Annotated in this window: 17 protein-coding genes; 16 read left to right on the top strand and 1 reads right to left on the bottom strand. The window is 39.2% G+C overall.

All coding sequences use genetic code 11. The features are described 5' to 3' along the window. Window positions 1-9 precede the first annotated feature (9 nt). The 14 genes from deoB to lysA all read left to right on the top strand — a co-directional run bounded on the left by deoB (window position 10) and on the right by lysA (window position 11,552). On the top strand, window positions 10-1,191 hold the full coding sequence (gene deoB, locus OK414_RS22940) for a phosphopentomutase (protein WP_013084939.1): 1,182 nt from the start codon (window positions 10-12) through the stop codon (window positions 1,189-1,191). Window positions 1,192-1,207: 16 nt separating this feature from the next. Then, window positions 1,208-2,038 (top strand): purine-nucleoside phosphorylase, encoded by an 831-nt coding sequence (locus OK414_RS22935; RefSeq protein ID WP_095378789.1) that lies wholly within the window; start codon window positions 1,208-1,210, stop codon window positions 2,036-2,038. Between the two features lie 116 nt (window positions 2,039-2,154). Beyond that, window positions 2,155-3,321 (top strand): D-alanyl-D-alanine carboxypeptidase family protein, encoded by a 1,167-nt coding sequence (locus OK414_RS22930; RefSeq protein WP_025750447.1) that lies wholly within the window; start codon window positions 2,155-2,157, stop codon window positions 3,319-3,321. A 102-nt stretch (window positions 3,322-3,423) separates the two neighbouring features. Then, window positions 3,424-3,774, top strand: coding sequence for an anti-sigma F factor antagonist (gene spoIIAA / locus OK414_RS22925; RefSeq protein WP_013084936.1), 351 nt, complete (start codon window positions 3,424-3,426; stop codon window positions 3,772-3,774). Beyond that, window positions 3,774-4,217: an anti-sigma F factor gene (gene spoIIAB, locus OK414_RS22920; RefSeq protein WP_013084935.1), complete on the top strand. Its 444-nt coding sequence runs from the start codon at window positions 3,774-3,776 to the stop codon at window positions 4,215-4,217. Before spoIIAA ends, spoIIAB begins: the two co-directional genes overlap by 1 nt. A gap of 12 nt (window positions 4,218-4,229) precedes the next feature. Further along, entirely contained in the window at window positions 4,230-4,991 is a 762-nt protein-coding gene (gene sigF / locus OK414_RS22915; RefSeq protein ID WP_013059074.1) for an RNA polymerase sporulation sigma factor SigF, read from the top strand. Window positions 4,992-5,151: 160 nt separating this feature from the next. Continuing rightward, the gene (locus tag OK414_RS22910) at window positions 5,152-5,772 is read left to right on the top strand and encodes a stage V sporulation protein AA (RefSeq protein WP_016765505.1); all 621 of its coding nucleotides are present in this window, start codon (window positions 5,152-5,154) and stop codon (window positions 5,770-5,772) included. After that, window positions 5,762-6,184, top strand: coding sequence for a stage V sporulation protein AB (locus OK414_RS22905; RefSeq protein ID WP_016765504.1), 423 nt, complete (start codon window positions 5,762-5,764; stop codon window positions 6,182-6,184). The genes OK414_RS22910 and OK414_RS22905 overlap by 11 nt, the downstream gene beginning before the upstream one ends. Before the next feature lie 18 nt (window positions 6,185-6,202). Beyond that, a complete protein-coding gene (gene spoVAC, locus OK414_RS22900; protein ID WP_013059071.1) occupies window positions 6,203-6,664 on the top strand; it encodes a stage V sporulation protein AC in 462 nt (153 codons plus the stop codon). A gap of 13 nt (window positions 6,665-6,677) precedes the next feature. Then, window positions 6,678-7,709: a stage V sporulation protein AD gene (gene spoVAD, locus OK414_RS22895; protein ID WP_013084932.1), complete on the top strand. Its 1,032-nt coding sequence runs from the start codon at window positions 6,678-6,680 to the stop codon at window positions 7,707-7,709. Then, on the top strand, window positions 7,697-8,047 hold the full coding sequence (gene spoVAE, locus OK414_RS22890) for a stage V sporulation protein AE (protein WP_016765503.1): 351 nt from the start codon (window positions 7,697-7,699) through the stop codon (window positions 8,045-8,047). Before spoVAD ends, spoVAE begins: the two co-directional genes overlap by 13 nt. 6 nt (window positions 8,048-8,053) lie before the next feature. Then, window positions 8,054-8,620 (top strand): stage V sporulation protein AE, encoded by a 567-nt coding sequence (locus tag OK414_RS22885; protein WP_016765502.1) that lies wholly within the window; start codon window positions 8,054-8,056, stop codon window positions 8,618-8,620. Beyond that, window positions 8,613-10,094 (top strand): spore germination protein, encoded by a 1,482-nt coding sequence (locus tag OK414_RS22880; RefSeq protein ID WP_034649016.1) that lies wholly within the window; start codon window positions 8,613-8,615, stop codon window positions 10,092-10,094. Before OK414_RS22885 ends, OK414_RS22880 begins: the two co-directional genes overlap by 8 nt. 138 nt (window positions 10,095-10,232) lie before the next feature. Beyond that, the gene (gene lysA / locus OK414_RS22875; protein WP_016765500.1) at window positions 10,233-11,552 is read left to right on the top strand and encodes a diaminopimelate decarboxylase; all 1,320 of its coding nucleotides are present in this window, start codon (window positions 10,233-10,235) and stop codon (window positions 11,550-11,552) included. 48 nt (window positions 11,553-11,600) lie between these two features. On the opposite strand, the gene OK414_RS22870 is transcribed toward lysA, so the two are convergent. Next, window positions 11,601-12,476: a DUF1002 domain-containing protein gene (locus tag OK414_RS22870; RefSeq protein WP_013059065.1), complete on the bottom strand. Its 876-nt coding sequence runs from the start codon at window positions 12,474-12,476 to the stop codon at window positions 11,601-11,603. 388 nt (window positions 12,477-12,864) lie between these two features. On the opposite strand from OK414_RS22870, the gene OK414_RS22865 reads away from it, so the two are divergent. Together OK414_RS22865 and OK414_RS22860 are read left to right on the top strand one after the other, a co-directional pair. Next, window positions 12,865-13,299 (top strand): peptidylprolyl isomerase, encoded by a 435-nt coding sequence (locus OK414_RS22865; protein ID WP_013059064.1) that lies wholly within the window; start codon window positions 12,865-12,867, stop codon window positions 13,297-13,299. A 244-nt stretch (window positions 13,300-13,543) separates the two neighbouring features. Further along, window positions 13,544-13,897, top strand: coding sequence for a GNAT family N-acetyltransferase (locus tag OK414_RS22860; protein ID WP_013059063.1), 354 nt, complete (start codon window positions 13,544-13,546; stop codon window positions 13,895-13,897). Window positions 13,898-13,911 lie beyond the last annotated feature (14 nt).

The raw sequence follows: 13,911 nt of genomic DNA, 5'->3' as shown, positions 1-13,911 counted from the left end.
GGGAATAAAATGGCGCATACATATAAACGCGTATTTTTAATTGTCATGGATTCAGTGGGTATCGGTGAATCACCGGATGCTGAAAAATACAATGATAAAGGTGCTGATACGTTTGGTCATATTGCAGAGCACTGCAACGGTCTTCGTATGCCTAATATGGCTAAGCTTGGCCTAAGCAATATCCGTGAAATTAAAGGAATTGATAAAGCCGAAAAACCGTTGGCTTACTATACAAAAATGCAGGAAGCTTCTGCAGGAAAAGATACAATGACAGGTCATTGGGAAATTATGGGCCTTAATATTGATACGCCTTTTAATGTATTTCCAGATGGATTTCCAGAAGAGCTGATTTCACAATTAGAAGAAAAAACAGGTCGAAAAATCATTGGGAACAAACCAGCGTCTGGTACAGAAATTTTGGATGAGCTAGGAAAACAGCATATGGAAACAGGTGACTTAATCGTCTATACATCAGCAGATTCTGTTTTGCAAATTGCTGCTCATGAAGAAATTGTTCCAATTGATGAATTGTACAAAATTTGTGAGATTGCTCGTGAATTAACGCTTGATGATCCATATATGATTGGACGTGTTATCGCTCGCCCGTTTTTAGGTGAACCAGGTAATTTTACACGTACATCCAATCGTCATGATTATGCATTAAAGCCTTTTGGACGTACTGTAATGAATGAATTAAAAGACAATGACATCGATGTTATTGCTATCGGTAAAATTTCTGATATTTACGACGGAGAAGGGGTAACAAAATCTCTTCGTACCAAATCGAATATGGACGGCATGGATAAGCTAGTTGATACATTAAACATGGACTTCACAGGCTTAAGCTTCTTAAATTTAGTTGATTTTGATGCTCTCTATGGTCATCGCCGCGATCCACAAGGATATGGGCAAGCACTTGAAGAATATGATGCACGCTTAGAAGAAGTATTTGATTTATTAAAAGAAGATGATTTATTGATTATTACAGCGGATCATGGAAATGACCCTGTTCATCATGGGACAGACCATACGCGTGAATACGTGCCGCTTCTTGTGTACAATAAAGGCATGCAAGAAGGAAAAGAACTTTCTATTCGTCAAACGTTTGCGGATATTGGCGCAACGGTAGCAGAAAATTTTGGCGTAGCAATGCCTAAACATGGAAAAAGTTTTTTAAAAGAGTTGAATTAAGCAGGGGGAATGGAGTATGAAAAAAGAATATATTGAAAAAGCAGCAGCATATATTAAAAATCAATCAGCTGTTACACCAACAATTGGGCTTATTTTAGGTTCTGGACTAGGGGTATTAGCTGACGAAATTGAAGGCGCGGTAAAAATTCCGTATAACGACATTCCTGAGTTCCCGGTTTCAACAGTTGAAGGTCACGCAGGCCAATTAGTAATAGGTACTATTCATGACGTACCAGTTGTAGCTATGCAAGGACGTTTTCACTTTTATGAAGGGTACGCTCTTGATAAAGTAACATTTCCAGTGCGCGTAATGAAAGAAATCGGTGTAGAAACGTTGATTGTAACGAATGCAGCGGGCGGAGTAAACGAATCCTTTAATCCAGGAGACTTAATGATTATTTCTGATCATATTAATAATTTTGGAACCAATCCTTTGATTGGACCTAATGACTCTGATTTCGGAGTAAGGTTCCCGGATATGTCAACTGCTTACTGCAAGGATCTTCGTCAATTAGTGAAGAAAGTAGGAGCTGATTTAAATATCGCCTTACAAGAAGGTGTATATGTAGGAAATACAGGTCCAACATATGAAACGCCTGCTGAAGTGCGTATGCTTCGCATTATCGGGGGAGACGCGGTCGGTATGTCTACAGTGCCAGAAGTTATTGTGGCACGCCATGCAGGTATGAAAGTGCTAGGTATTTCTTGTATTTCTAATATGGCAGCTGGTATTTTAGATCAGCCGTTAAATCATGAAGAAGTAATTGAAACGACTGAAAAAGTAAAACAGCAGTTTTTATCGCTTGTAAAAGAAGTAGTAAAGCAGCTTCCAGCTTATCAAAAATAAGAAGAAAATATGACTTCAAGCATCGAGAATTTCTCGATGCTTTTTTTATTTCCCTTAGTATAAATCGATTATACCTTGGAAAAAATAGGTTGTATAAAGAATGGAGGTTTGTGGAGATGAAGCGAACTATTGTAAAGTTACTCGTTGTCATATTTTTATTTCCACTTATGACGCAACCTGTTTTAGCCGCAGAAAAAAAGAATTCCGAGCTTGCTGACAGTGCTAGGTCAGCTATTTTAATTGAACGGGATACAGGAAAAATTCTATACGAAAAAAATAGTAATCAAGAACTTCCCCCTGCCAGTATGACTAAAATTATGACAATGATTTTAATTATGGAGGCTTTGGATAAAGGGAAAATTACCTTAAAAGATAAAGTGCGGGCAAGTGAATATGCCGCTTCAATGGGAGGCTCACAAATCTTTTTAGAGCCCGGAGAAGAAATGACGGTAAATGATTTGCTGAAAGGGATTGCGATAGGTTCCGGTAACGATGCTTCTATGGCAATGGCTGAATATTTAGCTGGATCAGAAGAAAAATTTGTAGCAAAGATGAACCAAAAAGCGAAAGAGCTTGGTTTGACTCATACAAAATTTCAAAATCCGACAGGCCTGCCCGTAGAAAATCACTATAGTACAGCTCATGATATGGCCATGATGGGCAGAGAGCTGCTAAAGTATGAAAAAATTATTAACTATACAAGTAAATACGAAGCTTATTTGCGCACGGATACAGATAAGAAGTTTTGGTTAGTAAATACAAATCGCTTAGTAAAGTTTTATCCCGGCGTTGATGGACTCAAAACCGGATTTACAGGTCAAGCTAAGTATTGCCTGACAGCTACCGCTAAAAAGGGAAATATGCGTGTGTTAGCGGTTGTATTCGGTGCAAGCACGCCAAAAGATCGCAATAATCAAGTAACCAAAATGTTAGACTACGCATTCAGTCAATATACAACGAAGCCTTTATACAAAAAAGGAGACGTTATTACCAAGATAGATGTAAACAAGGGTAGCGAAGATCAGGTAACAGCTGTTACGTCCGAGCCTATTTCGGTTTTATTGAAAAAAGGAAATGCAGCCAAAGACGTTAAAACAGAAGTGAAAATGAACGAGAAGCTAAATGCGCCTATTCAAAAAGGCGACAAAATTGGAATGTTGACCATTAAGAAGGATAACAAAGTAGTTAGTTCTTCACCGCTTCTTGCAAAAGAAGATATTGATGCTGCTTCTTGGTGGAAGATATTCAAACGTACATTCTCTATTTTCTCTCAAACATCGTAAACAGCTAAATGTGACGAAATAGAACTAGTTTTGTCGGTGAGAAGGATTCTATTCTGTCGGCAGCGAAAGACTGACTATAAGATTTCCGAGGAGGTTTGTATAGTGAGTCTTTCGATTGAATTGGAATTCAAACAAGATGTCTTGTTGGTTCGATTAACAGGAGAATTAGATCATCATACGGCAGAAGAGCTAAGAAGCAAGATCACCGAAGCGATAGAGAAGGAATCTATCAGCCATTTGATTTTAAATTTACAGCATTTAACCTTTATGGACAGCTCTGGCTTGGGGGTTATTTTAGGGAGATACAAACAGGTTCATAATAACGGCGGGGAAATGGTTGTATGCGCTATTTCTCCCGCCGTAGAACGTTTGTTTAATATGTCAGGCTTATTTAAAATTATTCGTTTTGAACCTAATGAAGAAAACGCGCTTCAAAAATTGGGGGTGGCATAATGAAAAATCAAATGAACCTCCAATTTTCCGCGCTTAGTCAAAATGAATCGTTTGCCCGCGTCACGGTAGCATCATTTATTACGCAGTTAGATCCAACAATGGATGAGTTAACAGAAATTAAAACAGTCGTATCTGAAGCAGTAACAAATGCTATTATTCACGGCTACGAAAGCAATCCGGATGGTGTGGTATATATTTCTGTGACGCTTCATGAAGACGGTGTAGTCGAGCTGATGATTCGTGATGAAGGAATTGGTATCGATAACGTGGATGAAGCCAAGCAGCCTTTATACACAACCAAACCAGATCTAGAACGTTCTGGAATGGGTTTCACCATAATGGAAAACTTTATGGACGAAATTCGAGTGGAGTCTACTGTATTAGAAGGTACGACCTTATATTTAAAAAAGCACTTAACAAATAGTAAAGCGCTATGTAATTAAGGAGACTTGCCAATGGATGTGGAGGTCAAAAAAAATAAAAACGAACCGTATTTAAAGGATCATGAAGTTAAAGACCTCATCAAGCGCAGTCAGCAAGGTGATCAAATTGCACGAGATACAATCGTCCAAAAAAATATGCGGCTCGTTTGGTCGGTTGTTCAACGTTTTATTAACCGTGGTTATGAGCCCGATGATTTATTTCAAATTGGGTGCATAGGGCTATTAAAGTCCGTTGATAAATTTGACTTATCGTATGATGTTAAATTTTCAACATATGCTGTTCCAATGATTATTGGTGAAATTCAGCGATTTATTCGTGATGATGGCACGGTAAAGGTTAGCCGTTCTCTGAAAGAAATGAGCAATAAAATACGTAAGGCAAAAGACGAGCTTTCCAAATTACTTGGACGCGTCCCTACAGTCGCTGAGGTTGCAGAACATTTGGATCTCACTCCTGAAGAAGTAGTGCTAGCTCAAGAAGCTAATCGTGCTCCTTCGTCTATTCACGAGACCGTCTATGAAAATGATGGAGATCCAATTACCCTTCTTGACCAAATTGCTGATCATACGGAAGCGAAGTGGTTTGATAAAATTGCCTTAAAAGAAGCAATTGAAGAACTTGATGAGCGTGAAAAGCTCATTGTCTATTTGAGGTATTACAAAGATCAAACTCAGTCCGAAGTGGCCGCAAGGCTGGGAATTTCTCAAGTTCAGGTATCGAGGCTTGAGAAGAAAATCTTAAAACAAATGAAGCTGCATATGAATGATACGTAATACTTAAGAAGCAATCCGTTTTGCTATTCAAAGAAGAATAGTGAAACGGATTGCTTTTTTATTTGGTAATTAATGGTCTGTTCAGAAACGTGAATTAGAAAATTTAAGAAAATCCATACTACACGTACAGGGAGATAATGAATCGTAAGGTGTGATATGAATGGAAAACGTTCTTTATCTTAAAATGAGACATCGTATTCAAGTAAAACCTGATGAAGCTGTAAATATTGGACAATTAGCAATGGTTATAGCAGGAGATTCTGTTCAAAAGCAAATTGAAAAGCTAGTTGTATATCAAGTAAGTATGAGTGATCGAAATATTATCATTGTTGATTTAATGAAGGTAATTGAAAAAGTTGCCTCTCGGTATCCGCATTTAGACATTCAGACGATTGGACCCGCTCAAACGATTGTAGAGGTCATGTATAAAAAGAAACAATATTCCTTTTTGTTTTTTCTAGCTGTTTGGTTTCTTCTCTTCATCGGAGCTGCTTTGGCAATTATGAACTTTCACGAAGATGTGAGCATGAGACAAGTACATCAAAAATTGTTTTACATGCTGACCGGTCTGAGAGATAAGCAGCCTTTGCTGATTCAAGTGCCTTACTCTATCGGTTTAGGCCTGGGAATGATTCTGTTTTTTAACCATGTCTTTAGAAAACGAATTAATGAAGAGCCTAGTCCTCTCGAAGTCGAAATGTTTAATTACCAGCAAGACTTAGATCAATACGTCATTATGCACGAGAATAAAGAAAGTATGAAAAAAATTGATGATCATTAACATTGTGATGACCATTGTAATTGGACTTGCGGGAGGACTGGCTGCAGGTGCTGGGTTTGTAGCATTTTTAACGGTGCTGGGCATCATCCCGCGTTTAATGCAGCTGACTAAAACCATGAAATACATTCAAGCATATGAGTGGGGAGTCGTAGGTGGTGCTGTTACAGGCGGATGGTGCAGTCTTCATCAATACACGTGGCAGTTTCCGGGGTTGCTTATTATGATCATAGGTTTAACCAGCGGTATTTTTATTGGGATGCTGGCAGCAGCGTTAACAGAAGTGCTTAATGTATTGCCGACGTTAACGAAACGAATAGGAATGGAAGGCAAGCTTATTTTATTGTTAATGGCCATTGTACTAGGCAAAGTATGCGGATCATTATTTCATTGGATTTATTTTGTTAATCAATAAGAAAAGGATGTATGTAACATGGCAAATAATCAAAAATTAAAAGATAACTATCAAGAAAGCATTAAACCATTTCAGCCTAAACCTTCATATGTGGCAAATTGCCTAAAAGCCTTTTTGGTAGGGGGAATCATTTGTACATTAGGACAGGCAATTCAAAATTTCTATATTGCATTTTTTGACTTTAATGAAAAAAATGCAGGTAATCCTACCGTTGCAACCCTTATTTTAATATCTGCGCTCTTAACCGGGTTTGGGATATATGATCGTATTGGTCAATTTGCAGGTGCAGGTTCAGCCGTTCCTGTTACGGGTTTTGCCAATTCCATGACGAGTGCAGCGCTTGAACATCGAAGTGAAGGAATTGTTCTTGGAGTTGCGACAAACATGTTCAAGCTGGCTGGAAACGTCATTGTATTTGGAACGGTTTCGGCTTACATTGTAGGAATTATTCGCTACCTTTTTAAAACTTATTTGCTATGAAAAGAGGGGGATTATGAGAAAAACTGGAAAACAAACGTGGGTTTATGAAAATCCTATTTATATTAATGCGACAGGAACAGCAGTAGGGCCAAAAGAAGCAGATGGACCGTTAGGAGAAACATTTGATATTACACATAAAGATTTGCACTGTGAAGAAGACAACTGGGAGTTGGCTGAAAGAAGACTGATGACGGAGTCCATTGATTCCTGCTTGCAAAAAATAAATTTATCCTATGAAGACGTTGATTTGTTTTTGGCTGGAGATTTATTAAATCAAAACGTAACGGCTAATTTTGTAGCGCGGCATAACCAAATTCCATTTCTATGCATGTTTGGCGCTTGCTCCACATCAATGGAAACGCTCGCAACAGGAGCAGCTCTTGTAGATGCAGGGTTTGCTAATCGTGTTATTGCATCAGCGAGCAGTCATAACGCAACGGCTGAGCGCCAATTTAGAAATCCTACCGAGTACGGAGGACAAAAACCAGATACAGCAACGGCAACCATTACGGGAGCAGGGGCAGCGCTGGTCTCAAAAGAAAAAGGTATTGTGCGTCTGACTTCTGCAACGATTGGTCGGGTAATGGATTATGGAATTAAAAATGCAAACGACATGGGTTCTGCTATGGCACCAGCTGCTGCAGATACCATTCAAAGACATTTGGAAGACTTAAACGTTGCTCCAAGCGAGTATGATCTTATTTTAACAGGAGATTTATCTGGTGTAGGAAGTCCAATCTTAAAACAGCTGCTCAAGGACGAAGGCTACGATATATCAACCAACCATAATGATTGCGGATTAATGGTATACCGTCCTGATCAAAATGTATTTGCAGGAGGAAGCGGCTGCGGCTGCTCCGCTATTGTCACGTATGGGCATATTTTAAATGAATTAAAATCAGGAAACTTAAAGAAAGTGTTTATGGTAGCAACAGGAGCTCTTTTAAGTCCAACGATGATTCAGCAAAAAGAGTCAATTCCAACAATTGCTCATGGCGTCGTCTTAGAACATATTGGGGAGGGGGATGATCAATGGAGTATGTAATAGCTTTTGTTGTAGGAGGAATCATTTGCGTTATTGGGCAGCTGCTGCTTGATCTTGCTAAGCTTACTCCAGCGCATGTTATGAGTTCGTTTGTAGTTGCAGGAGCGATTTTAGATGGATTTGGTCTTTACGATAAGTTAATTGAATTTGCTGGCGCCGGAGCAACGGTTCCAATTACAAGCTTTGGTCATTCTTTGCTGCACGGAGCGATGAAGCAAGCGGATGACCATGGATTTATCGGGATTGGGATTGGGATTTTTGAACTTACCTCGGCTGGAATTTCAGCAGCTATTTTATTTGCTTTTATTATCGCGTTAATCTTTAAGCCGAAAGGATAAAAGATTATGAAAAAAAGAAGGATCATTATTGTAACCGATGGCGATGAATATGCACGCAAAGCAATTGAGCATGTAGCTAAATCGGTTGGTGGCAGATGCATTTCGAGATCATATGGAAACCCTACTACGTTAACAGGTAGTCAAACGGTAAATTTAATCCTTCAAGCACCATATGATCCCGTCTTTGTAATGTTTGACGATAGCGGTTTCTTAGAGGAAGGACCTGGGGAAATTGCTTTGCTCCATGTAGCAAAGCATCCTCAAGTAGAAGTTCTTGGAGTGATTGCTGTTGCGTCACGTACTCATCAAAGCGAATGGACAAGAGTGGATGTGACCATTGATCGTTTTGGGGAAATATCGCATTACGGCGTGGATAAAAGCGGAATTCAAGAGTTAGAAGTCGGACGAATTAATGGAGATACAGTTTACTGCTTGGATCAGCTCGATATTCCCTTAGTTGTAGGAATAGGGGATATCGGCAAAATGGCTAGGATGGATGATGTTAAACTGGGATGTCCTATTACAGAAAAAGCAGCAAGACTTATTTTAGAAAGGAGCGGTTCGTTTGGGTAAGCTAGCAGAGCAGAAAACAGCTATTTTTTCGAAGGTACAAAAAAACGATCAGTGGTTCAAAGAAAACGCTAGTATGAACACAAGTTTTGATGTGGGCGTGCGTAAACTACTTATTTTGGATCGAGAAGTTCATGTTTACTATGTAACAGGATTATGCGACAGTTCATTTATTATTGAAATTACAAAAGTGCTCGTTCAAATTAATGATAATGAAGTTGAACGAGCAAAGCTAAAGGATATTGTTGAAAACCGTCTTATTCATCAGCAAGTCAAGCCTTTAAAGACGCTGGATGATGGAATGGTGTCGGTTTTATCAGGACTGCTATTCGTTTTAATTGACGGTGAAGAAGTTGGCTTTGAAGTCGATGTGCGTACGTATCCCGGCAGATCGCCTGAGGAAGCGGATACAGAGAAAGTGATTCGCGGAGCAAGAGATGGATACACTGAAAATATCATTATCAATACAGCGTTAACGAGAAGACGAATCCGTGACGGAAGGTTTCGTTTTGAAATTATGAAGGTAGGCGAACGTTCGAAACTGGACGTAGCGATTGGGTACATAAAGGGGGTAGCTGATCCAGGACTGGTTAAACTGATAAAAGATGAACTGGAAGCTATCGATGTAGATGGTTTGCCTATGGCTGACAAATCCATTGAAGAGTTTTTAGTCAAACAAGGAATTAATCCTTTTCCGATGGTACGCTATACAGAACGCCCTGACACAGCAGCAGCCCATGTACTAGAAGGGCATGTGATTATTATTACCGATACGTCACCAAGCGTTATTATTACACCAACTACGCTGTTTCATCACGTGCAGCATGCAGAAGAATACAGGCAGGCTCCTTCTGTCGGTACCTTTATCCGCTGGATACGATTTTTAGGAATTCTTGCATCTCTTTTCTTATTGCCGTTATGGCTGTTATTTGTACTTGAACCAGATCTGCTGCCGGCAAAATTGCAATTTATTGGGCCAAACGAAACAACAAACATTCCGACAGTTATCCAGATTTTCTTAGCCGATCTAGGGGTTGAGTTCCTGAGGATGGCCGCCATTCATACGCCGACACCGCTTGCCACGGCGATGGGCTTGATTGCTGCAGCACTCATTGGACAGATTGCCATTGATGTAGGATTGTTTGTTCCAGAAGTGATTCTTTATGTAGCTATTGCGTCCATTGGTTCTTTTTCAACGCCAAGCTACGAGTTAGCAGTGGCAAATAAAATGCTGCGATTATTTCTGTTAATTTTTGTGGCGGCCTTTCATACTCCAGGGTTTCTTATTGCAACAACGTGTATCATTCTCTATATGGTGCGTCTAAAATCATTGAATACGCCTTATTTGTGGCCGTTTCTTCCATTCAACCCGCAGGCTTTATGGCAGATTATCATTCGTACACCGGTTCCTGGAGCAAATCCGCGTCCTAGTATTGTACATCCGCAGGACAAAGACCGCCAGCCTGCAAAACCTTAAACAAAATATGTGGTTGAAACCTGTATGAAGATGTGATAGATTTGTTTTAAATATGGAAAATAATAAATATTTAGACAGTTAGCAGCGAATTGCCGTTAACTGTCTTTTTTACACTATACACAGGAACGGGGTCTAAACATGTTTTTACACGGAACAAGTCGCATAAATAAGCAGGGTCATCTTGAAATTGGTGGAGTTGATACGGTTGAATTAGCATCAAATTTTGGAACACCCCTTTACGTATATGACGTGGCTTTAATTCGGCAGCGTGCTAGAGGATTTAAAGAAACATTTGAAAAGCATGGGGTAAAAGCACAGGTCGCTTATGCAAGCAAAGCTTTTTCTACAATTGCCATGGTCCAAGTCGTTCATGAAGAAGGTCTTTCGTTAGACGTTGTTTCGGGAGGAGAACTGTATACGGCTTTAGCAGGTGACTTTCCGAAAGAACGTATTCATTTTCATGGAAACAATAAAAGCCGAGCAGAACTAGAAATGGCCGTCAAAGAAGATGTAGGTTGCATTGTAGTTGATAATTTCTATGAAATTGCATTGCTTCAGGAAATAACGGAACAGTATCAAAAAAAGATGCCTGTTCTTCTCAGGTTAACACCCGGAATTGAAGCTCATACACATGATTATATCTTGACAGGGCAGGAAGACTCGAAGTTTGGGTTTGATCTTCAAAACGGTCAAGCAGACGAAGCTGTGCGTCTTGTACAAAATAGCAAGGGGCTAGAACTTTTAGGTATTCACTGTCATATAGGATCTCAAATTTTTGAAACAACCGGATTTATTATGGCGACTCAAAAGCTTTTTGCAAAAATGAAAGAGTGGAAACAACGTATAAAATTTGTTCCGCAAGTACTAAATTTAGGCGGCGGCTTTGGCATTCGTTATACGGAAGAAGATCAGCCTATTCCTGTTTCGCAGTATGTGGAAGTTATTATAGAAGAGGTCAAAAAGCAGTCCAAACAGTTAGAGGTAGAAATTCCTGAAATTTGGATTGAGCCCGGCCGATCTCTTGTAGGAGATGCTGGAACGACCCTGTATTCAATTGGTTCTCGTAAGCATGTACCTAATGTACGTGAATATGTAGCGATTGATGGAGGAATGAACGACAATATCCGTCCTGCGCTGTATCAAGCGAAATATGAAGCGGTCATTGCCAATCGAATGAATGATGAAAGTGATGAGCTCGTGTCCATCGCGGGTAAGTGCTGCGAATCGGGGGATATGCTGATGTGGGATGTACAACTCCCAAAAGCAAACCCAGATGATTTATTAGCGATGTTTTGTACGGGCGCATACGGTTATTCTATGGCAAGTCACTATAATCGTTTGCCAAAGCCAGCTGTCGTGTTCGTAGAAGATGGAGAAGCACAGTTAGTCGTAAAACGGGAAACGTATGAAGACCTTGTAAAAAATGATGTGAAATACAAAGTGACGGTAAAAAAGTAACGAGTGATTAACGTAAAAAAGAGCCTCTTGTTCAAGAGGCTCTTTTTTTTATGAGAATAACGATTTAATAGCATTAATAATATCAACAAAGAATTGCTTTAATTTATCAAGAAATGATTGGCCTTCTTCTGACTGAAGAAATGTTGTTACTTTTTCCTTTGTCGCGGAAAGTTGGTCTTTTACTTGATTCCAATCGATGTTCATATCTTTTAAACGATTGAAAAAATCAACAAGTGTATTAAGCTCTGAATCTGTTAATTTAATACCTAAATCATCAGCCACTCGCTGAATTAACGTGCGTAAATCGTCCTTTGTTTGAGGATTTTCTTTGGCAATTTCTTCTTTAATCGTTGCCATAAACTGCGCTGCTTTTTCTTTACCGATTTTTTCACCAAGCTCAGAGGTCTGGACCATCTCTTCATTGGCTGCTTTTTTTACTTCTTCTGGGATTTTTTGATCTGTTTGAACTTCATATGCTTTCATAATACCTGTTAAAGCAGCTGTACCAGATACTTCAAATGGAGCGGTAATCTGGATTTTTGCATCTTTAACACCGGCGGTCATCAAAGCATTAATATACATGTCGTCTGTAATACCATTAATATTTTGAGTTGATACGCTTAAACCTGAATCTTTTGAACCAAGGGTAATACTAGAAGATGAAATAGCACGAGAACCAATAGTAGCCTTTGGAATAAAGTCACCTAAATATTCATGCTCTTCTTGGTTTGTCACGGTTACTGTTTGAGCATTGCTTGGTGCATCAAGGTCATTTAATACTTGTTGCTTCTGAGAGCTGGTTAAGTCCTGACCTAATGTAATAATAACATCGCCCGGAGCAGCATCTGCAAAACTTTTTAAGGGTGCGGTTAGGAATAGAAGAAGACCTAATGTCACCATCATTGCTTTTATCGTTAATTTCAAACCTTTTTCCTCCTTTAATCCCATACTTGCCCTATTATAATACGGGCAGGTCTGAAGTAACAGAGTCAATTCATCATTTTCCGATAAATCAGTCTAGAGGCGTAGATTTCTATATGAAATGAAATCTATGTATCTCTATCACTGTATTAGACGGATGATACTATAAAAAGTTTCATCTCACAACTACTATTTTTTATTTAGAGCCCTACGAGAAGAAAGTGAAGAAGTGCATTCATTGAATTCATGAGCTTGTTTGTAGTAGAATAGAGTGAGTTTATAAATGTAAGTGTTCTACTCTAGGTGGCACTTACAACTTTTACGTTTTGCCGCTTTGATAGGGGAAACAGAGCCTATAGCGGTACTAATACATATATTGGAGGTCATTTATATGAAAAAAGCAAGTATTCTAATGGAAAATGGCGAAAAAATTCTAATCGATTTATTTCCTAACGAAGCACCAGGAACAGTAGAAAACTTTGAAAAGTTAGCTAATGAAGGATTCTACAACGGCGTAACGTTCCACCGCGTTATCCCTGGATTTGTTTCTCAAGGAGGAGACCCAACTGGTACAGGTGCTGGCGGCCCTGGCTACTCAATTAAATGTGAAACAGAAGGAAACCCTCACAAACATGAAGCGGGTTCTCTATCAATGGCACATGCTGGTAAAGACACAGGCGGCAGTCAGTTCTTTCTTGTTCATGAGCCACAGCCTCATTTGAACGGTGTTCACACTGTATTTGGAAAAGTAACAGAAGGACTTGATACAGTGTTAAAAATGAAAAATGGCGACGTAATGAAAGAAGTAAAAGTCTGGGAAGAATAAGAGCATACTGCTATAAATGGATATTAGCTGATAAAACGTCATAACAACCTTTTATAGGGGGTTACGGCGTTTTTTCTTCGCGCAACAGCTCAAAAAGCGTAATAGATTAGGTTTCTCATACACGCATGACATAGGACAAGCTTTTGTGTAATATTGCTATTTACTTATAAATTTTGTATGATAAAAGCAGTAAAAAACGCAGCGCATTAATTTGTAGGAAAGTTTGAGGACGAGGGAGAATCGTATGCTTATTCGCTATAAACGAAACTATGAAAAAATTGCCATGGGTCTTCTATCGTTTGTACCTACGGAAAAAGATTTAAAAAAACTTCAACAAACGATGAAAGAATATGAGCAAAACGAACATTGGCAGCTGTATCTTTGGAAGCAAGAAGAAGATATTATTGGGATTGTTGGCATTTCCATGCTCGATAAAAGTTTGATTGAGGTTCAACACGTCAGTGTAAACCCTTCACACCGCCAACAGGGTATTGGCAAAAAAATGATTAAAGCTCTTAAAGAAATGTACACGACTGCACAAATTAAGCCGAGTGAAATCATCGCTCCGTTTTATGAAAAGTGTCAGGCGGATGAATAAAAAAAAGCATGATT

It is taken from the genome of Priestia sp. JV24 (assembly GCF_025910025.1).
Classification (GTDB): domain Bacteria; phylum Bacillota; class Bacilli; order Bacillales; family Bacillaceae_H; genus Priestia; species Priestia megaterium.
The sequence above is the reverse complement of the archived record's forward strand: the minus strand, read 5'-3'. Positions and strand labels throughout refer to the sequence as shown.